The organism is Thermoanaerobacterium calidifontis (assembly GCF_055381745.1).
In genome coordinates this window covers 1,371,330-1,391,672 of sequence record NZ_AP042436.1, presented here as the reverse complement: position 1 = coordinate 1,391,672, position 20,343 = coordinate 1,371,330, and the positions used below count along the sequence as shown (strand labels likewise).

The window sequence follows — 20,343 nt, the reverse complement described above, 5'->3', positions numbered from 1 at the left end:
GAGGATAATAATGGGGATACTATTAGAGAAAATTAGAAAGGTAAATAAGGTACTTCAAAAGACAGGTGTTCAGCCAGTTGATTTTAATGAATTGTCTGAGATACTGAAGGATGTTATCAACTGCGATGTCTTTATAGTAAGCAGGAGAGGCAAGCTCTTAGGGAAAAATATAGAAAAATTTGTGGGAGATATAGATGAATCGATAGTCAAAGGGATGCAGCTTTCAGAAGATTTTAATGATGAGCTTTTAAAGATAGCAGAAACGTCTGTAAATTTGACTAAAGAAAGCAAAGCCATGCTTATAAAAAAAGGCGATGTTTTTGAAACTATAGTTCCTGTTTTTGGTGGAGGAAATAGACTGGGCACCTTAATGCTTTTAAGAGTAGGAGATAAATTTACTGATGATGATATTATTTTAGCTGAATACGGGGCTACAGTCATAGGATTAGAAATACTGAGATCTAAGAATTATGAAATGGAGGAAGATGAAAGGAAACGCACAGTAGTACAGATGGCTTTGGCAACATTATCTTATTCAGAATTAGAAGCTGTGATTCACATATTTGAAGAGTTGGATGGAAACGAAGGTTTGCTTGTAGCCAGCAAGATTGCCGATAAAGTCGGGATAACAAGGTCTGTGATTGTTAATGCTTTGAGAAAATTTGAAAGTGCTGGTGTTATTGAATCCAGATCGTTAGGAATGAAAGGAACCCACATAAAAATTTTGAATGATAAACTTATAGATGAGCTTAAAAAATTAAAAAGATAATGCGAAAAAAGTCCTAAGTAAATTTAGGACTTTTTTCTTATGGTCTTTAAAATCATCCAGTGATATAATATATTTTGACAAAATTTGATAAATACTGACATATATTTCTTTCATTATTTATAACATAGCTTTTATGTCAAAATAATCTACTTTTTTGAATATTTTTTGAAGGAAAATGCAATTTTGTGTCGAATAATAGTATTATTGAAATGGAGGAATATAAATGCTGGGAATCAACTTTAATACAGTAGATCTTATGAGTAAAGCCTTAGATGCTTCAGAGCTTAGAAATGAAGTCATATCGAATAATATAGCCAATGTGGATACCCCAGGTTTTAAAAGATCTGATGTGAATTTTGAAAGCATTTTAAATGATGCTATAAATTCTAATAAATTAGCCGGTTTTGTTACGGATAAAAATCATATACCTATTAATTCGACATCCATAGACAATATTGAACCGCAAATTGTTCAGGATAATAGTACATCTATGAGGTTAGATGGCAATAATGTTGATATTGATGTAGAAATGTCGAATCTTGCAAAAAATCAGCTTTATTATGATGCGTTGGCTCAAAGAGTCAGTGGTGAATTGAATTCTCTACTTACAGCGATAAAAGATGGAGGTAATTAACGGTGGGATTTTTAAATTCTATTGATATAAGCGCTACAGGCCTTACGGCTGAGAGGCTTAGAATGGATGTCATTTCTCAAAACATCGCGAATGTAGATACAACGAGGACGTCTAATGGCGGTCCTTATAGAAGGAAGCTTGTGGTTTTAAAAGAAATTGACAATCAAAATAGCTTTAGCGATATGTTAAATGCTGCAAGAGGTTCATCAACAGTTGGAAATGGTGTTGAAGTCGTATCTATTGAGGAGGACAACAAGACGCCTTTTAACCGCGTGTATGATCCGGGTAATCCTGATGCAGATAGCACTGGATACGTTAATTATCCTAATGTAAACATCGTTTCTGAAATGGTTGATATGATCTCTGCTACAAGGGCATATGAAGCCAATGTGACTGCAGTTAATTCAACCAAATCCATGATAGAAAAAGCATTAGAAATTGGAAAGGCTTAGGTGATTGATTATGATAAATCCTATTTCCCAGATAAGTGCTGTTGGTAGTGTTGGTACTTCAAGCGCAACAAGTAACGCTTCTTCTTTTGGAGATATTTTAAAAACAGCTATTTCAGATGTGAATAATTTGCAACTTAAAGCGCAGCAGGATGATCAAATGTTAGTAACAGGTGACATCAATAATATACACAATGTGATGATTGATGCTACCAAAGCCGATATAGCATTGGAGCTTACTATTCAGATTAAAAATAAGATACTTGATGCCTACCAGGAGATAATGAGAATGCCAGTTTAAAATGCTTTGAGATGAGGTGAATTAATGCCCGTTTTTATAAATAACATACGTGAGCAGATAGACAATTTTTGGAATAAGTTTGATAAAAAGCAAAAAATTCAAATAGGTATTATCGCATTATTATTAATAGGAAGCATTGCACTGCTTCTGTACATTTTAAATAGGCCTAATTACGAAGTTTTGTATTCTGGTTTAAGTACAAAAGATGCAGGTACTGTAGTCGACAAATTGAAAAACGAATTGAAAATACCCTATAAAATTGAAGGAGATGGTAGCACAATATTAGTGCCTGCCCAGTACAAAGATGAGGCGAGAATGCAACTTGCAACAGAAGGGATACCACAAGATGGTTTTAGCTTTAGCGATGCAATGAATAATTCATTAGCTACTACGGATCAAGAGAGAAGAGAGAAGTACATATATTTTGTCCAAAATGAAATACAAAATACATTGAAGACAATAGATGGTGTACAGGACGCGAAAGTGAATATAGTCGTACCAGATCAGAGTAATTTTGTGCTGTCTAATAGCGACAATTCTTCGACAGCAGCAGTTATGCTGCAATTAAAACCCGGCGTCACATTGACAAATCAGCAGATAAACGGAATAACAAACTTTGTATCTAAAAGCGTTCAAGGATTAAGTCCTGACAAAGTTACGATTATTGATGGAAATGGGAGAGTGTTGGTAGCTCAAAATGACAGTTCACTTGATGGGGCAAGTTCGCAGTATGCCCTTCAAATGAAAGTACAAAATGATTTACAAAATAATATTCAGTCCCTTTTAGAACAAGTTTTTGGGCCAGGAAATGTCATAGTTAGAGCCAGTGTAAACTTGAATTTTGATAAACAGGTGCAAGACAAAGTAGAATGGCAGCCAGTGATTGACAACAATGGGATTATAAGAAGCACACAGACAATAAAAGAGATAGCCAATGGTTCCAGCAATGGAGCACCAGCCGGTACTGCGACAAACAATCCACCAGGCAGCACTACATATACCACTCAAAATAATGGAAATTCAAGTTATAGCAAGACAGATACGACCATAAATTATGAGATAAATCAGATAAAGACGACGTTAACTTCAGCACAAGGTAAAATACAAAACATATCTTTAAGCGTAGTAGTAAACAACAGTAATTTGACTCCAGCTATGAAACAGCAGCTTACAGATCTTGTTTCAAATGCCGCTGGAGGTAAGAACGTATCTGTCTCGGTTATGGGAATAAAATTTAACAACGATTTATTGAATCAAATGAAAAATAATGGGAAACAGTCATTCCCATATGTATGGCTTATCGTATTAGGTGCATTGGCTTTAGCTGGAGGTGTCTTCTATGCTATGAAAAAGAGAAGCAAACTTGCTGTGCCTTCTGCAAAATTAGAAGAAGCCATATCTATGGTTGAGCCTTTAGAGGATATAGAAGTACATGACGAGAGAGATGAAAAGAAAAAGCAAATTGAGAAGTTTATTAAGCAAAAACCAGACATAGTAGCTCAATTGATTAGAACATGGCTAAATGAAGAATAGAATGGATGGTGATGTCTACATTGGCGAAAAGTACATTATCAGGCAAACAAAAGAGTGCAATGCTTTTGATAGCTTTAGGACCTTCGACAGCAGCACAAATTTACAAGCATTTAAAGGAAGAAGAAATAGAGCAATTGACATTGGAGATAGCTAATATAAGAAATATATCTCCCGAGGAGAAAGACAAAATACTGGATGATTTTTATAATATGTGTATTGCACAAGAATACATAATTGAAGGTGGCATCGATTATGCAAAAGAGATTTTGGAGAAAGCTCTCGGCTCTCAGCAAGCTTTAGAGATAATAAACAAGCTTACGTCAACACTTAAAGTAAGACCTTTTGACTTTGTAAGGCGGGCAGATCCATCTCAAATATTGAGCTTTATTCAAAATGAACATCCTCAAACAATAGCGATGATATTGTCGTATTTAAAGCCACAACAAGCAGGTGTTATATTGTCATCGTTGCCTGAAGAGATACAGTCGGATGTTGCAATGAGAATTGCAAAAATGGAAGCTACATCGCCAGAGATTGTGAAAGAGGTTGAACGCATACTGGAAAAGAAACTATCTTCTTTGGTGACTCAAGATTACACGTCTACAGGAGGCATACAGACGATTGTAGATATTTTAAATGCAGTTGATAGATCTACAGAGAAGAATATCATTGATACACTGGAGACAAAAGATATAGAGCTTGTAGAAGAAATAAAGAAACGCATGTTTGTATTTGAAGATATTATAACATTGGATAACCGCTCTATACAAAGGGTTTTAAGAGAAGTAGACAATCACGATATTGCCCTTGCGCTTAAGGGTTCTAATGAGGAAGTGCAAAGAGTTATTTACAGCAACATGTCCAAGAGGTTGGCAGATATGATTAAAGAAGACATTCAATACATGGGTCCTGTAAGATTAAAAGATGTTGAAGAAGCACAACAAAAAGTTGTCAATATTATAAGAAGGTTAGAGGAAGCAGGCGAGATAGTCATATCCAGAGGTGGAGGTGATGAAATAATTGTATAGAATACTTAAAAATGAGGATTGTGTAAATTCATCTCCTGTGATTATTGATAAGCCTCATGTGGGAAAAGTGAAAGAGCTTTCTGATGATAAACTTAATATAGATGAGTCTTTTAAATATCTGGAATTTAAAAAGCGACTTGAGAAGATAAGTATTATCCAAAATGAAATTATTAAAACTGCTAAAGATGAGGCAGAAAATCTTATAAAGAAAGCAAAAGAAATAGCTGAAGAGATAAAGGAAAATGCTAAGAGAGATGGGTACAAAGAAGGATATGAAAGAGGCTATGATGATGGCTTGAATAAAGGGCTTGAAGATGGTAAATGCCAAACTTACGGATTATTAGCTGAGGCAAGAGAGATTAAAGAAATGATTGCAGACGAAAAGCGAAATCTTCATAAGGAGATTGAAAGCGATATTGTTTCAACTGTAATTTACTGCGTAAAGAAAATAATTGATCTTAATATCGAAGAAAATAAAGATTTAGTGATTAATCTTGTTAAGAAAGGTTTAGAAAACTATGAAGCATCTAATGTGGTAACTATTAGAGTTAGTGACGAAGATTATGAATTTCTATCCAAAAACAAGGATAAGTTATTGAAAAGTTTGAAATTTATTGATGACGTAAACATTGTAAGGGATATTTCCCTCGACAAGTACGATTGCATTGTACAGACGCCGTCAGGGATGATTGATTCTGGATTAAAAACCCAAATAGAAAGCATTAGAGAAGCATTAAAAGGTGTTTTAAATGAGCAATAGTAATTTTGTTGATAGGTGCAAAGCTATATTGCAAGACAAAAATTTTATCAAGTATTATGGCAAGGTAAGCCAAGTTGTTGGCTTAACAATTGAAAGTGTAGGCCCTATATCTAATATTGGAGATGTCTGTGAAATAAGATCAATAAATGGTGCTACTGTCTATGCAGAAGTAATGGGGTTTAAAGATGATAAAGTCTATTTGATGCCTTTAGGAGATATGGATGGCATAGGTCCAGGTAATAGCGTTGTATCTACAGGGCAAAAATTAAAAATTGGAGTAGGAGAAGAATTGTTGGGGAGAGTTATTGATGCCTTAGGCAATCCGATTGATGGAAAAGGTGCAATAAAATGCAAAAAGTTAGTCAGTGCCAACAATACACCTCCGAATCCGATTGAAAGAAAGAGAATAAGTGAAGTGATGACTTTAGGCATAAAAGCCATAGATGGTTTACTTACTTGTGGTAAAGGTCAGAGAATAGGAATCTTTGCAGGCAGTGGTGTTGGGAAAAGCACTTTACTTGGAATGATAGCCAGAAATGCGAAATCTGATATTAACGTTATCGCACTAATAGGTGAAAGAGGAAGGGAAGTTAATGAATTTATTGAGAAGGACTTAGGAGAGGACGGACTAAAAAGATCTATATTGGTAGTGTCTACGTCTGATACTCCTGCATTGATGAGAGTCAAAGGGGCTATGGTGGCTACGTCTATTGCAGAGTATTTCAGAGATCAGGGCTTAGATGTATTGCTTATGATGGATTCTGTAACAAGGTTTGCTATGGCTCAGAGAGAGATTGGATTATCAATAGGCGAAGCACCTGTTTCAAGAGGTTATACTCCGTCAGTTTTTTCGGTTCTTCCAAAGCTATTAGAAAGAGCTGGTTCTTCAAAACATGGTTCAATAACGGCTTTGTACACAGTTTTAGTAGATGGCGACGATTTAAATGAGCCAATAACAGATGCAGTAAGAGGTATATTGGATGGGCATATCGTTTTATCGCGAAAGCTGGCAAATAAAGGTCAATATCCAGCTATAGATGTTTTATCAAGCATCAGCAGGGTTATGAATGACATTGTCTCTGATGAACATAAAAATTTATCGTTGCGGTTTAAAAACATATTGTCTGTTTATGAAGAATCTGAAGATTTAATAAATATTGGCGCTTATGCAAGAGGCAGCAATCCTAAAATAGATGAGGCTATACTACTTCATGATGACATGATAAATTACATAAAGCAATCGACAGATGAAAAATATGACTTTGACGACGAAATAAACATGCTAAAAAATATATTGAACAGGTGATAATGTGAAAAAATTCAGGTACACTTTGGAGACAGTTTTAAATATAAAAGAGCAAAGGCAAAAGATGGAAAAGGAAAAAATGGCAATTTTGATTTCAAAATACGAAGTTCAAAAAAATAAATTAATTGAAATTATAAATATAATAGAAAAAACAACGAAAGAAAGTGAAGAAAATAAGGCGTTAGGCACTTCAGCAATGAATTTAAGACAATTTAATTTGTACATAGAATCTCTTTACGAAAAATACAATCAGCAAAAAGCCATTCTAAAAGAGATAGAAGAAGAAATCGAAAAAGAGAGGCATAATCTGATGGAAGTTAGCAAGGAAAAAGAAGCCTTGGAAAGCCTGAAAGAAAAGAAATATGAAGAGTACAAGTATCAAACGGTGATAGAACAAAATTTGATGATCGATGAACAGATATCGTACAAAACAGCCAGGTCTACTTTAGGAGGTTAATCGATGGAAAAAGAAGAATCCATAAACGGAAGAAGCCCATTGCGACTATTTATAGTTGTATTTATTGTATTATTTGTAGTTTTATTAGTCGGTTTGTTGTTTTATTTTAATATTGGTGGAATCAGCAATCATACATTAAAAATTTTAAGCAATGTGCCTGTGTTAAAAGGCCTAATTCAGGTCAAACCTGCGACTAATTACGCAGATGAAATAAAAAAATTAAATGAAGAGCTTAGCATAAAGCAAAAAGAATTGCAAAGCGTTCAATCTGCCTTAAGCGATAAAGAAAAAACTATTGAAGATTTGCAGTCGCAACTTCAAAAACAGCAAGATGAGATAAATGGCTTAAAAGCGCAGTCAAACACAAAAAAAACGGATTTAAAGACATTAGCTACGTATTATGAAAGCATGGATCCTGATAATGCTGCTAACATATTGAATCAAATAACGGACAACAATGTTTTAATAGGCATTTTAAGCAATATGAATAAAGATAACGCATCTAAGATACTTGAACAGTTGGATCCTAAAAAGGCGGCTGATATAACGAAGATACTTTATGCAAATGCTTCCAGTTCCCCATAGAGAGGAGATGATAGAGTGATGCAGGTAATGAACATCTTAAATAGTTCTGTACAGCTAAAAAATAATGGTAAAATGCTAAACAAAAAAGTTTCAGATTTCAAAGACATTATCAAAAATATCAAAAATAGCGCAATCAAAAGCGACGGAAAAAATGTCGATGGAAGTGCACCTTTAGATGACAAACAAATATCAGATATGATAGCAATGATTTTAAATTTGATAAATAATAGTTTCAATTTAAATTTATCAGCAAATCAAGATAATTTGGAATCTCTGAAAGAAAGCATATTAAATCAGTTAAATAATATGATTACAAGTCAAAATGGGGCTAAAATAAACTTAAGCAAATTGGCAGAAATTATTACAAAAACTTTGAATGATAAATATAACTTAAACATTGACGCTAATGAAGTTTTAAAAGCGTTAAAAAATGTTGATTTATCTAAAATGAAATCTGATGTTATTACGTTGGATGTTAACAATACAGCTAAAGATGATGTAATAAATAAATCAAATCAGAGTTCAGGTGATGTTGATATACAAAAACAGTTGACAACCATTAATGACAATGGAAATGCAAAATCCAGTACAAATGCATATGATTCTAAAATGGTTGTCGATACAAAAGTAGAAGTTAAAAATGGCAATTTATCACAAAATGAAAATCAAAGTCAAAATGATAATTTAAATGGAACTCAAAAGGATGCTAATTTAGAAATAAGTAACAAAGCATTGTCTAAAAAATTAGATAATACATCTCAGCAAATAAATGACAGTAAATTGATGGAAGCAAAGAGTGACAATTTGATCGCTTTTAATACTGTTCAAAACAAACAGGCAGCAGCTTTAGAGGGTAATATAGATTCTAAAAACAGCGTGCAAATAAATGATATAATCGATCAAATTGTTAAAAACGTCAATATAACTAAAACAGAAACAGAGTCAAATATAAAAATTCAGCTTAAGCCGGATTTTTTAGGAAATTTAGAAATCAACATAAAATCTGTAGATGGTAGTTTGACGGCTAACATTTTAACTGATAATGAAAAAGTGAAACACCAGATTGAGGCAAATTTAAACATATTAAATAATCAGCTTGAATCAAAGGGCATAAAAATAGATAGTTTCAATGTTTTGATAGACAGAAATATGCAATTTGCATCTCAGTACAGTGGACAAGAGGATAGCAGTCAAAAATATAAAAGTCCTAACAATAGCAAGATGCGCATTAATTATGAAGATTACGATGACGCGGATTTTCAAACGCAAACTTATTCAACATTAAATAGCATATCTAACGATCATGTAGATGTTGTTGTTTGAAGGAGGTGATATCATGGCAATAAATACAAATTATGATAATAGTTATATTAATACATATACTGATGGAACTAAAGTTACTAATCCAAATTCCGAATTAGGCAAAGATCAATTTTTGCAGTTGCTTGTTACTCAATTGGAGAACCAAGATCCTTTAAATCCGATGGATGACAAAGAGTTTATAGCTCAAATGGCACAATTTTCAGCATTAGAGCAAATGCAAAATCTAAATGAAAGTTTTAGTGCTGTTAAAGCTTATAGTTTATTAGGGAAGACGGTTACGGCAAGTGTGGATTCAAATGGTTCCAGTTCTACCGTCACAGGGAAAGTTGATTCAGTGAAATTTGATGGCAGCAACTTGTATTTAGAAATCAATGGAACTGATGTGTCATTGGATTCTGTAACTTCTGTATCCGACTAATTAAAATAATTTTAAGGAGGAAAGATCATGTTAAGGTCGATGTATTCAGCAGTTTCAGGACTTAAAGCGAACCAAGCCGAGATGGATGTAATAGGCAACAACATTGCTAATGTAAATACCGTAGGGTTTAAAGCCAGCAGAATGACATTTAAAGAGATATTTAACCAAACGATAAAAGGTGCTTCTGCGCCGCAAGATAATGGAGGAGGTACAAACCCTCAGCAAATCGGGCTAGGTGTCGCTATAGCATCTATTGATACGCTGTTTACAAATGGTGGTTCTCAGAGAACTGACAACCCGACAGATTTGTCTATAGATGGCAATGGCTTTTTTATAGTGAACAATGGTGGTGCAAATTTATATACGAGAGCTGGAAATTTCTCATTTGATTCAAATGGGGATCTTGTAACGCCTGATGGATATAAAGTAATGGGGTGGATATCCCAAGATGGGAAAACGGTAAACACAGATACTGGAAATTTGTCGCCCATAAGCATTAAAAATTGGTCAAGTACATCACCAGCTTCTACTAAAACGATCCAGTTAGGTGGCAATCTTGATGCAGGTACAAGTGTCGGAAGCTCAGTTAGCTATAATGTTACAATCTATGATTCACAAGGTGGAAGCCATGTTGCAACAATTCAGTTTACTAAGCAAGACAATGCTGGAAATTGGAATGCCACAATAACAAATTTTGATGGCACTAACTTGTCCACACCTGTCACAATAGGGACAATTACATTCGATTCAAGTGGTGTAATACAGCAGCCGGCTCCACCAGCTTCTCCTGTAGGGATATTTACAGTAGGCGTATCATCACTTCCAATAACAAATACAAATGCTACATTGGGAGATGGAACAAATATTACTGTAGATCTTTCTAAGCTTACTATGTATTCTAATCCGACAGATATAAGAGAATTAAGCAAAGATGGCAATTCTGCAGGTTCGATTGAAAGCATAAATATCGATCAATATGGTGTTGTAAGTGGTATATATTCAAATGGCAGAACCCAAGTGATCGGGCAAATAGCGTTGGCTGATTTCCAAAACACGCAGGGATTGGAGAAAGTAGGAAATACAATGTTTATAAATACAGTTAACTCCGGTGATCCAATGATAGGTGCTGCAAATACAGGGACAAGAGGTACCATAAATCCAGGAACACTTGAAATGTCAAACGTGGATCTTGCAAATGAATTTGCTAACATGATTACGACTCAAAGAGGTTTTGAAGCAAATGCAAAGGTAATAACTACATCTGATGAAATATTGCAAGATTTGGTAAACTTAAAAAGGTAGTTTGATTTATTTTTAATGTGTTAAGAGGGATTGATAAGTGATAAGCGTTACAAAACTAAATGGAGATGAATTCGTCGTCAATGCCGATATGATAGAATTTATTGAGGAGACGCCGGACACCGTTATAAGTTTGATTAGCGGGAAAAAAGTTGTCGTGAAAGAAAAAAAAGATGATATTATAAGAAAAGTCATAGAGTATAAACGCAAAATCATGTCTAGTTAAATTTTTGCATTTAGGAAAGGCTTAAGATCATTTTTTAAATATAGCAGAGGTGTTGTCATGAAAAATAACATCATAATAATAATTTTATTAGTAGTTATCATAGCTTTTGGAAGTGCATTTTTCTTTTTTAATTACAACTCAAAACCAGCTAAAATTGTTTATTATAACTATTCTCCTGGCAGCGAGTTTATTACAAACTTAAAGGGAGACGATAAATTTATCAAGGCTGGTATTGAATTAGAGGTTACCGATAAAAATGTATTAAAAGAATTAAGCGATCAAAATCCGAAAATAAGGGATGCAATAATTCAAATTTTGAGAAATGAAACTGCTCAAGATTTAGAAGGTTCTGAAGGACAAGCTAAGCTGCAGAATCAAATAAAGAGTCAAATCAATAAAATATTAGGAGCCGACAAGATAACGAACGTTTATTTTGATGATTTCATAGTTCAATAAGGGAGGAGAGTTCTATGGCTGACATACTGTCACAAAGCGAAATCGATGAATTATTAAAAGCAATGAATTCAGGAGAATTTGATGTAAAAGAGATAGAAGAAAGTCAGCAAGAAGCAAAAGTTAAACCTTATGACTTTCGTAGACCTAATAAATTTTCAAAGGAACAATTAAGAACTCTCCAAATGATATTTGAAAATATGTCGAGAAGTTTTACGACGTTTTTATCTGGTTATTTAAGGACATTAGTTCAAGTATCAATAGTGTCTGTGGAACAGATAACATATTATGAGTTTAGCAATTCATTGACAAATCCAGTATTCATAGCCGTTATTGATGCAAAGCCGCTGGAAGGACCAATAATACTTGAGTACAACAATAATACAACATTTACAATAATAGATAAAATATTAGGTGGTATTGGTGCATCTGAAATTGTGCAAAGAGATTATACTGAAATTGAGATGGGACTTTTAACGAGAATAACAACGCAATTGTTGCCACTGATAAAAGATGCGTGGAGCAATGTTACAGAGCTCAACCCAGAGATAACGAGAATAGAAACCAATTCTCAATTTACGCAAGTAATTTCTCCTAATGAAACTGTAGCATTGTGTACAATGTCTTTAAAAATAAATGATAATGAAGGGCTGATAAATTTTTGCCTGCCACATATAACGATTGTTCCTATACTGCCGTTGCTTACTACAAAGACATGGTTCTCTAATGCAGAAAAGCAGACGTGTGATATAGGAATAATTAAAGATAAAATATCTAATACATATGTTCCTTTAAAAGTTGTCATAGGTACATCAAAGATAACGGTTAGAGATTTGTTAAGCTTTGATAAAGGCGATGTAATTGAGATAAATAAACGGTATAAAGATCCTATTGAAGTAAAGATAAACGATGAAACGAAGTTTTTAGGTGTTCCAGGGATTAGAAACAAGAAATACTGCGTTCAAATAACTGAGATTTGCAGCGAAGGAGATGATGCGGATGAGTGATATTTTATCACAAGATGAAATTAATGCATTATTAAGTGGTATGGCTGGTGTAGAAAATAGCAAAAGTGATGTAATTCTAACTGAAGAAGAACAAGATGTTTTAGGTGAGATAGGAAATATTAGCTTTGGAACGTCTGCAACAACTTTGTTTACGCTTCTCAGAAACAAAGTAACCATAACAACGCCTAAAGTCAGCATTGTTAACTGGGAGAGCTTAAAGAAAGAGTTCAATATACCATACGTTGCTGTTGAAGTGGAGTATACAGAAGGCATTAAAGGCAACAATCTTTTAATTTTAAAGGAGCAAGATGTACTTCGCATCACTGATTTAATGATGGGTGGTGATGGGAATGTCACTGAAGGCGAGATAACAGAACTTCATTTGAGTGCTATTGGAGAAGCAATGAATCAGATGATTGGTTCTGCATCGACTTCGCTGTCTACACTCATTGGCGAAAGCATAAATATTTCGCCGCCAAAAGCTTTTATCGTGGATTTTAACAAAGGATTGCCAGGAGACATCTCATTTCCTGAAGAAGATATAGTCAAGGTTGCGTTTAAGATGGTGGTTGGAGATATAATTGACAGTGAAATCATGCAATTGATTCCTATTTCATTTGCTAAAAAGCTTGTCGAGCAGGTGATGTCAAAAAATGTAGAAAATTCTCCAAAAGGTTCTTTTCAAGATGTTAATGATGATGATATAATAAATACTGGTACTGAAGGAATAAAGAATGATTTCAATGAAGAAATTAGACATGAAGAGCAAATAAGCCAGCCAAAAAGTAGAAAGGTCGATGTGAAGCCAGTCGTCTTTAAAGAGCTTGACGCTGATGAACAGACAGTTTCAGAAAAAGAAAATATAAACCTTATTATGGATATTCCACTAACTGTTACTGTTGAGTTGGGACGTACGAGAAAATTAATAAAAGATATACTAGAACTTAATGAAGGCTCTATAATTGAGCTTGACAAATTAGCTGGCGAACCTGTAGATATATTAGTTAATGGGAAATTTATTGCGAAAGGTGAAGTAGTAGTAATAGATGAGAACTTCGGCGTCAGAATACTTGATATAGTAAAACAAAGCAAAAGAATAAATTCATTATAATACGAGGAGGATTTGGTCATGAGCAAAATAATGATTGTAGATGATGCAGCTTTTATGAGGATGATGATAAAAGATATAATAACTAAAAACAATCTTGGCACTGTAATTGAAGCAGAAGATGGATCTGTAGCCGTAGAAAAGTACAGTCAAGAGAAACCTGATTTAGTGCTTATGGATATTACAATGCCAGAAATGGATGGCATCCAAGCTGTAAGGCAAATAGTTAAAAAGGATCCGAATGCAAAAGTAGTCATGTGTTCAGCTATGGGACAGCAAGCAATGGTTATAGAAGCAATACAAGCAGGTGCAAAAGATTTTATAGTAAAGCCGTTTCAACCAGATAGAGTCATAGAAGCCGTCAAGAAAATGTTGAAATGAGGAATTTGGATGTCCAGCGATAACCTGTTTATTGAAGCCGTAGCATTTCTTTTGATATTTATTTTAGTCGTGTTTTTAGCTTATTATGTAACTTTGTTTTTAAATAAAAAAGCGTTTAATATGTACAAAGGAGAAAATTTTGACATTGTCGATCATCTGGCTTTAGGCAAGGATAAAAACTTATATATAATTAAAGTTTGCAATGAATACATGCTTTTTAGTGCTACAGGTGATTCTATTGTTTACATAAAAACTTTAAACGGAAAAGACTTAAAAATAAAAGATAAAAGTTTTAACTTTGGGCAAAGTTTAAATATTTCATTAAACAATTTAAGGAGATTGTCAATTAAAAATCTAGGTGGTAATGAACATGATAAAGATAAAAAAATTTAGTTGGTTGGTGCTTGTATTGCCAATTTTATTGACACAAAATGCATATGCAGCTCCAAATAACGCTTCATCTTTAATAACGATCAATGCTCCATCGACTTCTAATGAAGTTGCATCAAGCATCCAAATAGTTCTTCTTTTGACTGTATTGACATTAGCGCCATCAATACTTATAATGATGACTTCTTTTACAAGGATAATTGTGGTTTTATCATTTTTAAGAAACGCCTTAGGTCTGCAGCAAATGCCTCCAAATCAGGTTTTGATTGGTCTGGCTTTGTTTTTGACGTTTTTTATAATGGCACCAGTTGGTGCACAAATAAATAAAGATTCTATTCAGCCATATATGCAAGGAAAAATAACACCACAAGAAGCTTATGTTAAAGCAAGAGAACCGTTGAAAAGCTTTATGCTTAAGCAGACCAGGAAAAATGACTTAAATTTGTTTATCAGTTTGTCAAAGTTGAAAGTAAAAAGTGTAAATGATGTTCCTTTGCGAGTAGTCATACCATCATTCATAATAAGTGAGTTGAAAACAGCATTTGAAATTGGATTTATCATATACATACCATTCTTAATCATAGACATGGTTGTTGCCAGTGTATTGATGTCGATGGGGATGTTCATGTTGCCACCTGTACTTATATCCTTGCCATTTAAACTTTTGCTTTTCATACTGGTGGATGGATGGAATATTTTGGCCAAGTCTTTAGTAATTGGTTTTAGATAAGGGGGTTAATAGATGGATCCGGGATTAGTACTTGATATAGGCAGAGAGGCATTAATGGTGACCATGATGGTTTCTGCGCCACTTCTAATTATATCATTGCTTGTAGGATTAATAATAAGTATTTTTCAGGCCACAACTCAAATTCAAGAACAGACGTTGACATTTGTGCCGAAAATTTTAGCAATATTTGCATCTATTACATTGTTTGGTCCATGGATGCTTACGGTACTTATTAATTACACTCAAAAATTAATATTAAATATTAATAGTTTCATCAGGTAGATAATATGGAGTTAAGTTATTATATTTTAAACAATGTACAGTACTTTTTAATAGTATTTGTTAGAATGCTGGGAATCTTTATATTGACACCGCTTTTTGGGACAAAAACATTGCCTTCCACGTTTAAGATAGGGCTTGCTTTTTTTACATCAATAATGATTTTTGAATTAGTAAATGTGAAAATTGATGCAAATAATTTATATCAATACGTTGAAATTGTTTTTAATGAGTTTCTGATTGGCTTATTGATTGGTTTGTCTTCTATGATTTCATTTAGCGCTATATATTTAGCTGGACAAATAATAGATTACCAATTAGGCTTTAGCATTGTCAATGTTTTGGCGGCTGGTGAAGAAACGCAGGTGCCCTTAATTGGAAATTTTGTATATATACTTACATTACTATTGTTTTTACTTATAGACGGCCATCATAAGCTTTTTCAGTTGCTTTTTCAAAGCTATAGTATGATACCTGTAGGTACGCCGTTTTTACATTTAGAAAGCATTAATACAGTCATTACAAAAATTGTATCGGATATGTTTGTCTTAGGATTTAGAATAAGCGCACCCATTGTCGTGTCAACTTTGCTTACAGATATAACTTTAAGCATAATATCAAGGACAATACCGCAATTAAATGTATTTATGATAGGTATGCCTATAAAAATATTCGTTGGTATTTTTACGTTGTTTATTATGCTGCCGATGTATTTAGCAATTATTGACGTCTTGTTTAATGGAATGTACTCAGATATATTTGCACTTTTTAAATCAATTGTCAAAGGATGACATGAATTGAAGCTACAAATTTTTGCAGGTGAAAAAACAGAACCGGCAACACCCAAAAGAAGGCAAGACGCAAGGAAAAAAGGACAAGTATTTCAAAGTAGAGAAGTTACTTCGGCACTTGTAACAATAGCAGGTTTTCTTGTTATATATTTTACAGTGCAAAATAGCATTGCTGAAATCATGAATTTAATCAAATTTCTTTTTTTAAATTATGGTGGTGCCAGTGATAATGTATTTACGATTAATGGAATATACAAGCTGTTTGAGATGGTGTTTTCTGTTTTTATAAAGCTGATTTTGCCAACCATTGCAACGGTATTTATAATAGCCCTTATATCAACTTATGCGCAAGTTGGATTTGTGTTTACTTTAGAGACTTTGAATTTTAAATTAGAAAGATTAAATCCTCTTGATGGTTTAAAAAGGATGTTTTCTAAAAGGAGTTTATTAGAACTTGTAAAATCAATCATTAAAATTAGCATATTGGCATACGTAATGTATTCATTTTTGATAGGTCAGTATAAGGGCATACCACAGCTTTTAGATATGTCTGTGCAAGATCTTATTAAATACAATATGAACATATTTGCCGGCATATTGTTGAGGATCTCCTTAGTATTGGTAGTTTTAGGGGCAATAGATTACGTATATCAGTGGAGAGAATATGAATCAAACCTTAGAATGAGTAAAGAAGACATCAAAGAGGAATTTAAGGAAACTGAAGGGAACCCTCAGATAAAATCAGAAATTAGAAAGAAACAAAGACAAATTTCCATGAGGAGGATGATGCAAAACATAAAAAAAGCCGATGTCGTCATAACAAACCCTACTCACATTGCAGTAGCTTTAATGTATGATAGCGAAATTAATGATGCACCTGTTGTCGTAGCAAAAGGACAAGATTATATAGCTCAGAAAATAAAAGAAGAAGCAATTAAGTATTCGATTGCGATTGTTGAGAATAAACCATTGGCTCAATCTTTGTATAAAACAACGGAAATCGGTGATAGCATACCACCTGAATTGTATAAAGCAGTTGCAGAAGTTTTGGCTTATGTATATAGTTTGAGGGGAGAATAGGAGGGATATATTGAAATTTTCAGATTTAATTGCAGCAATATTTGTCGTAGGAATTGTTTTAATAATAATCATTCCTGTTCCATCTATATTATTGGATTTTTTGCTTATTTTAAATATATCACTGTCAATTATAATACTGCTTACGACAATGTATGTTAAGGATGCTATGGATTTTTCTGTTTTTCCATCAATATTGCTTATAACGACTTTGATGAGATTATCCCTTAATATTTCTTCTACCCGATTGATTTTGACGTCTGGATTTGCAGGCAATGTGATTCATGCATTTGGAAGCTTTGTCATAGGCAACAATCCCATAGTAGGATTTATAGTGTTTATTATAATTGCAATTGTACAATTCATTGTCATAACAAAGGGCGCTGAAAGAGTGTCCGAAGTTTCCGCAAGATTCACTCTTGACGCAATGCCAGGCAAACAAATGTCAATTGATGCAGATTTGAATGCTGGAATAATAAACGACAAAGAAGCAAAAGAAAGAAGGAAGAAAATTCAGGAAGAAGCAAAGTTTTTTGGCTCAATGGATGGTGCAAGTAAATTTGTAAAGGGAGATGCTATCGTTGGAATCATAATCATGATAATAAATATAATTGCTGGATTAATCATTGGGATGACTATTAAAGGCATGGATATAAATCAAGCCATAAATACTTATACGATTTTGACTGTTGGTGATGGATTGGTAAGTCAGATTCCAGCTCTTTTAATATCAACAGCTACTGGCATCATAGTCACAAGGACTGCATCAGAGTCCAATATGGGAAACGATGTTATAATGCAGCTTATAAAAGAGCCGAGGGTTTTACAAATGACTGGTATCTTACTCATGCTGATGGCATTCGTTCCTATGCTCCCTGCCATTCCATTGCTTATAATAGGTTCGCTATTTACATATTTGGGATTTTCAAATAGAAAGAAAAATTTAGCAAATGATGAAGTTAAAAAAGACGACTTGAAAGAATTGGAAGAAATTAGAGATCCTAAAAGAGCTTATGACTTATTGCAAGTGGACCCAATTGAACTGGAATTTGGATATGAGTTGATTCCAATTGCCAGCAGTGAATTATTAGACAGAATTGTGATGATTAGAAGGCAAATTGCTTTGGATTTAGGCTTAGTGGTGCCTATGGTAAGGTTGAGAGATAATATTCAGCTTAAACCAAACGAGTACATAATCAAAATAAGAGGCAACGAAGTAGGGAAAGGCGATGTGTATGTAAATAAATATTTGTGTATGCAAGTCGGCGAAATAAACAGCGATATAAAGGGTATAAGCACGAGAGAACCGGCTTTTGGATTGCCTGCATTATGGATTGACGATAGTGAAAAACAAAAAGCTGAAATGTTGGGATGTACAGTAGTCGATGTTCCATCTGTCATTTCTACACATCTTACAAATATCATAAAGAGGCATTCAGATGAACTTTTAGGAAGGCAGGAGGTTAAAGAGCTTTTAGATAATATAAAGCTGTCAAATCCAGCTTTGGTTGAAGAAATTGTGCCGAAATTATTAAGCATAGGTGATATTGAGAAGGTTTTGTGTAACTTGCTAAGAGAGGAAATTTCGATTAGAGATATGGTAACTATTTTGGAAACTTTAGCTGATTATGCGCCAACTACAAAAGACACCGATGTTTTAACAGAGTATGTAAGACAATCATTAAAAAGAGCTATAACAAACAAGTATGCAAAAGACGGTAAACTCCAGGTGATAACATTAGATCCGGAAGTTGAAAGGTCAATACAAAACGCTATAAATCAGACCGAGCATGGATCGTATTTAGCGCTTCCGCCTGATTCAATGCAAAAAATATTGAAGGCTGTACACAACATCATAAAAAAGATTACGATTAAGGGCGAACAGCCAATTATACTTACAGCACCAATTATACGATTTTATTTGCGTAAATTAATCGAGCAAATTTCGAAAGATATAGTCGTTTTATCGTACAATGAACTTTTGCCTAATGTAGAGGTATTTTCTGTAGGGACGGTGAAACTAAGTGAAAGTTAAGCGATATATTGCAGATAATTATCAAGATGCTTTAAAACTGATTAAAGCTGAAATGGGCAGCGATGCGGTAATATTGCAACAGAGCAGTTACAGAGAAAGAGGATTGAGAGGTTTATTTAAAAAGAAGAAAGTTGAAGTTGTAGCTGCAGTAGAAGAAAATAAAATCGATGAAAGAGATCTGTTTATTAAAGATTTGTATGAAATCAAGTCGCTTTTAAGAGAATTTAAACATAATGAAATAAAGGATGAAAGTAGAAAAGATCTAGTCTATGAACTTGTTTCAAGAGGCGTTGATGATAAATTGTCGAAAATTCTGACTGATGGCATAAATGAGATTTCGGATGATAATTTAGAGACATTGCAAAAAAGAATTGTAAATTTTATTGGGCCTCCAAAGAAAATAACCGGCTTGAACGAGAAAAAACGTGCTGTTTTTATTGGACCTACAGGTGTCGGTAAAACGACGACGATTGCAAAAATTGCTTCTAATTTAATTTTAAGGGAAAAGAAAAAAGTACTGCTAATAACTGCGGATATATTTAGAATTGCTGGTGCAGAACAATTAAAGATTTACGGTGAGATTTTAGGTGTGCCTGTAATGGTAGTTAACAATATTTTTGATTTAAATCGATTGGAAGGTGAAATAAGCAAATACGATGTGGTTTTGATTGATACTGCTGGAAGAAGCCATACTGATTCTAAGAAAATGCAGGAATTAAAAACCTTTTTGCAATATGGTACCTATGACGAAGTTTATCTTTGCCTAAGCGCAGCTACAAAAAACAGTGATATTAAAAAAATTATAAAATCGTACGACTTTATAAATGAGTACAATCTTCTTTTTACTAAGTTAGATGAAACAGATAATTATAGTGTTATTTTAAATTCAATATACTACTCAAAAAAATCTGTATCATACGTGACAAATGGTCAGATGGTACCTGATGATATTAGTTTAGCTGATAGCAAAATGATTGCACAAAATATTTTAAAGGGGAATTAAC

The 20,343-nt window shown here is 33.7% G+C and carries 25 protein-coding genes; all 25 read left to right on the top strand.

The annotated features are described in order from the left end of the window. The first annotated feature begins 10 nt into the window (after positions 1 to 10). The 25 genes from codY (at position 11) to ACZ42G_RS07045 (ending at position 20,342) form a co-directional block, all read left to right on the top strand. Positions 11 to 769 (top strand): GTP-sensing pleiotropic transcriptional regulator CodY, encoded by a 759-nt coding sequence (codY, locus tag ACZ42G_RS07165; RefSeq protein ID WP_464849791.1) that lies wholly within the window; start codon positions 11 to 13, stop codon positions 767 to 769. A gap of 223 nt (positions 770 to 992) precedes the next feature. After that, positions 993 to 1,403, top strand: a complete 411-nt coding sequence (flgB, locus tag ACZ42G_RS07160; protein ID WP_014758641.1) for a flagellar basal body rod protein FlgB — start codon at positions 993 to 995, stop codon at positions 1,401 to 1,403. A 2-nt stretch (positions 1,404 to 1,405) separates the two neighbouring features. Continuing rightward, a complete protein-coding gene (gene flgC, locus ACZ42G_RS07155) occupies positions 1,406 to 1,855 on the top strand; it encodes a flagellar basal body rod protein FlgC (RefSeq protein ID WP_085111988.1) in 450 nt (149 codons plus the stop codon). A 10-nt stretch (positions 1,856 to 1,865) separates the two neighbouring features. Then, positions 1,866 to 2,153, top strand: a complete 288-nt coding sequence (gene fliE / locus ACZ42G_RS07150) for a flagellar hook-basal body complex protein FliE (RefSeq protein ID WP_085111987.1) — start codon at positions 1,866 to 1,868, stop codon at positions 2,151 to 2,153. Between the two features lie 24 nt (positions 2,154 to 2,177). After that, positions 2,178 to 3,686 (top strand): flagellar basal-body MS-ring/collar protein FliF, encoded by a 1,509-nt coding sequence (gene fliF, locus ACZ42G_RS07145; protein ID WP_464849788.1) that lies wholly within the window; start codon positions 2,178 to 2,180, stop codon positions 3,684 to 3,686. An 11-nt stretch (positions 3,687 to 3,697) separates the two neighbouring features. Continuing rightward, a complete protein-coding gene (gene fliG, locus ACZ42G_RS07140) occupies positions 3,698 to 4,714 on the top strand; it encodes a flagellar motor switch protein FliG (RefSeq protein WP_464849787.1) in 1,017 nt (338 codons plus the stop codon). Beyond that, positions 4,707 to 5,474: a FliH/SctL family protein gene (locus tag ACZ42G_RS07135; protein WP_464849785.1), complete on the top strand. Its 768-nt coding sequence runs from the start codon at positions 4,707 to 4,709 to the stop codon at positions 5,472 to 5,474. The genes fliG and ACZ42G_RS07135 overlap by 8 nt, the downstream gene beginning before the upstream one ends. After that, positions 5,464 to 6,780 (top strand): flagellar protein export ATPase FliI, encoded by a 1,317-nt coding sequence (fliI, locus tag ACZ42G_RS07130; RefSeq protein WP_085111984.1) that lies wholly within the window; start codon positions 5,464 to 5,466, stop codon positions 6,778 to 6,780. The genes ACZ42G_RS07135 and fliI overlap by 11 nt, the downstream gene beginning before the upstream one ends. Positions 6,781 to 6,805: 25 nt before the next feature. After that, the gene (locus ACZ42G_RS07125) at positions 6,806 to 7,237 is read left to right on the top strand and encodes a flagellar export protein FliJ (RefSeq protein WP_464849783.1); all 432 of its coding nucleotides are present in this window, start codon (positions 6,806 to 6,808) and stop codon (positions 7,235 to 7,237) included. A 3-nt stretch (positions 7,238 to 7,240) separates the two neighbouring features. After that, positions 7,241 to 7,822 carry a MotE family protein gene (locus ACZ42G_RS07120; RefSeq protein ID WP_274892817.1) on the top strand — a complete coding sequence of 194 codons (582 nt, stop codon included), beginning with the start codon at positions 7,241 to 7,243 and terminating at the stop codon, positions 7,820 to 7,822. Between the two features lie 18 nt (positions 7,823 to 7,840). Further along, entirely contained in the window at positions 7,841 to 9,145 is a 1,305-nt protein-coding gene (locus ACZ42G_RS07115; protein ID WP_464852128.1) for a flagellar hook-length control protein FliK, read from the top strand. Positions 9,146 to 9,158: 13 nt separating this feature from the next. After that, positions 9,159 to 9,563, top strand: a complete 405-nt coding sequence (gene flgD / locus ACZ42G_RS07110) for a flagellar hook assembly protein FlgD (protein WP_085111980.1) — start codon at positions 9,159 to 9,161, stop codon at positions 9,561 to 9,563. 27 nt (positions 9,564 to 9,590) lie between these two features. Continuing rightward, positions 9,591 to 10,865, top strand: a complete 1,275-nt coding sequence (locus ACZ42G_RS07105) for a flagellar hook protein FlgE (protein ID WP_085111979.1) — start codon at positions 9,591 to 9,593, stop codon at positions 10,863 to 10,865. 37 nt (positions 10,866 to 10,902) lie between these two features. Then, positions 10,903 to 11,088, top strand: coding sequence for a flagellar FlbD family protein (locus tag ACZ42G_RS07100; protein ID WP_464849781.1), 186 nt, complete (start codon positions 10,903 to 10,905; stop codon positions 11,086 to 11,088). Positions 11,089 to 11,145: 57 nt separating this feature from the next. After that, positions 11,146 to 11,544, top strand: coding sequence for a flagellar basal body-associated FliL family protein (locus tag ACZ42G_RS07095; protein WP_013788096.1), 399 nt, complete (start codon positions 11,146 to 11,148; stop codon positions 11,542 to 11,544). A gap of 14 nt (positions 11,545 to 11,558) precedes the next feature. After that, positions 11,559 to 12,548 (top strand): flagellar motor switch protein FliM, encoded by a 990-nt coding sequence (gene fliM / locus ACZ42G_RS07090; protein ID WP_085111977.1) that lies wholly within the window; start codon positions 11,559 to 11,561, stop codon positions 12,546 to 12,548. Continuing rightward, the gene (fliY, locus tag ACZ42G_RS07085) at positions 12,541 to 13,659 is read left to right on the top strand and encodes a flagellar motor switch phosphatase FliY (protein ID WP_464849780.1); all 1,119 of its coding nucleotides are present in this window, start codon (positions 12,541 to 12,543) and stop codon (positions 13,657 to 13,659) included. Before fliM ends, fliY begins: the two co-directional genes overlap by 8 nt. Positions 13,660 to 13,677: 18 nt before the next feature. Further along, complete coding sequence (locus ACZ42G_RS07080; protein WP_085111975.1) at positions 13,678 to 14,037, top strand: response regulator; 360 nt, start codon at positions 13,678 to 13,680, stop codon at positions 14,035 to 14,037. A gap of 9 nt (positions 14,038 to 14,046) precedes the next feature. Next, positions 14,047 to 14,430: a flagellar biosynthetic protein FliO gene (locus tag ACZ42G_RS07075; RefSeq protein ID WP_464849779.1), complete on the top strand. Its 384-nt coding sequence runs from the start codon at positions 14,047 to 14,049 to the stop codon at positions 14,428 to 14,430. After that, positions 14,408 to 15,157, top strand: coding sequence for a flagellar type III secretion system pore protein FliP (gene fliP, locus ACZ42G_RS07070; protein ID WP_464849778.1), 750 nt, complete (start codon positions 14,408 to 14,410; stop codon positions 15,155 to 15,157). The genes ACZ42G_RS07075 and fliP overlap by 23 nt, the downstream gene beginning before the upstream one ends. A 12-nt stretch (positions 15,158 to 15,169) precedes the next feature. Beyond that, entirely contained in the window at positions 15,170 to 15,439 is a 270-nt protein-coding gene (fliQ, locus tag ACZ42G_RS07065; RefSeq protein ID WP_464849777.1) for a flagellar biosynthesis protein FliQ, read from the top strand. A gap of 5 nt (positions 15,440 to 15,444) precedes the next feature. Then, positions 15,445 to 16,227 carry a flagellar biosynthetic protein FliR gene (gene fliR, locus ACZ42G_RS07060; RefSeq protein WP_274892810.1) on the top strand — a complete coding sequence of 261 codons (783 nt, stop codon included), beginning with the start codon at positions 15,445 to 15,447 and terminating at the stop codon, positions 16,225 to 16,227. A gap of 6 nt (positions 16,228 to 16,233) precedes the next feature. Then, a complete protein-coding gene (flhB, locus tag ACZ42G_RS07055) occupies positions 16,234 to 17,307 on the top strand; it encodes a flagellar biosynthesis protein FlhB (protein WP_143588961.1) in 1,074 nt (357 codons plus the stop codon). A gap of 10 nt (positions 17,308 to 17,317) precedes the next feature. Further along, on the top strand, positions 17,318 to 19,339 hold the full coding sequence (gene flhA / locus ACZ42G_RS07050; protein ID WP_085111972.1) for a flagellar biosynthesis protein FlhA: 2,022 nt from the start codon (positions 17,318 to 17,320) through the stop codon (positions 19,337 to 19,339). Next, a complete protein-coding gene (locus tag ACZ42G_RS07045; RefSeq protein ID WP_085111971.1) occupies positions 19,329 to 20,342 on the top strand; it encodes a flagellar biosynthesis protein FlhF in 1,014 nt (337 codons plus the stop codon). The genes flhA and ACZ42G_RS07045 overlap by 11 nt, the downstream gene beginning before the upstream one ends. Position 20,343 lies beyond the last annotated feature (1 nt).

What these genes read in the sequence shown, in the direction of transcription:
- fliF (WP_464849788.1), top strand. Translation starts at nt 2,178, where the DNA reads ATGCCCGTTTTTATAAATAACATACGTGAGCAGATAGACAATTTTTGG.
- ACZ42G_RS07095 (WP_013788096.1), top strand. Translation starts at nt 11,146, where the DNA reads ATGAAAAATAACATCATAATAATAATTTTATTAGTAGTTATCATAGCT.
- fliY (WP_464849780.1), top strand. Translation starts at nt 12,541, where the DNA reads ATGAGTGATATTTTATCACAAGATGAAATTAATGCATTATTAAGTGGT.
- fliQ (WP_464849777.1), top strand. Translation starts at nt 15,170, where the DNA reads ATGGATCCGGGATTAGTACTTGATATAGGCAGAGAGGCATTAATGGTG.
- fliE (WP_085111987.1), top strand. Translation starts at nt 1,866, where the DNA reads ATGATAAATCCTATTTCCCAGATAAGTGCTGTTGGTAGTGTTGGTACT.
- fliP (WP_464849778.1), top strand. Translation starts at nt 14,408, where the DNA reads ATGATAAAGATAAAAAAATTTAGTTGGTTGGTGCTTGTATTGCCAATT.
- ACZ42G_RS07080 (WP_085111975.1), top strand. Translation starts at nt 13,678, where the DNA reads ATGAGCAAAATAATGATTGTAGATGATGCAGCTTTTATGAGGATGATG.
- ACZ42G_RS07105 (WP_085111979.1), top strand. Translation starts at nt 9,591, where the DNA reads ATGTTAAGGTCGATGTATTCAGCAGTTTCAGGACTTAAAGCGAACCAA.
- ACZ42G_RS07075 (WP_464849779.1), top strand. Translation starts at nt 14,047, where the DNA reads ATGTCCAGCGATAACCTGTTTATTGAAGCCGTAGCATTTCTTTTGATA.
- fliM (WP_085111977.1), top strand. Translation starts at nt 11,559, where the DNA reads ATGGCTGACATACTGTCACAAAGCGAAATCGATGAATTATTAAAAGCA.
- codY (WP_464849791.1), top strand. Translation starts at nt 11, where the DNA reads ATGGGGATACTATTAGAGAAAATTAGAAAGGTAAATAAGGTACTTCAA.
- flgD (WP_085111980.1), top strand. Translation starts at nt 9,159, where the DNA reads ATGGCAATAAATACAAATTATGATAATAGTTATATTAATACATATACT.
- fliI (WP_085111984.1), top strand. Translation starts at nt 5,464, where the DNA reads ATGAGCAATAGTAATTTTGTTGATAGGTGCAAAGCTATATTGCAAGAC.
- ACZ42G_RS07120 (WP_274892817.1), top strand. Translation starts at nt 7,241, where the DNA reads ATGGAAAAAGAAGAATCCATAAACGGAAGAAGCCCATTGCGACTATTT.
- fliG (WP_464849787.1), top strand. Translation starts at nt 3,698, where the DNA reads ATGTCTACATTGGCGAAAAGTACATTATCAGGCAAACAAAAGAGTGCA.
- flgB (WP_014758641.1), top strand. Translation starts at nt 993, where the DNA reads ATGCTGGGAATCAACTTTAATACAGTAGATCTTATGAGTAAAGCCTTA.
- fliR (WP_274892810.1), top strand. Translation starts at nt 15,445, where the DNA reads ATGGAGTTAAGTTATTATATTTTAAACAATGTACAGTACTTTTTAATA.
- ACZ42G_RS07115 (WP_464852128.1), top strand. Translation starts at nt 7,841, where the DNA reads ATGCAGGTAATGAACATCTTAAATAGTTCTGTACAGCTAAAAAATAAT.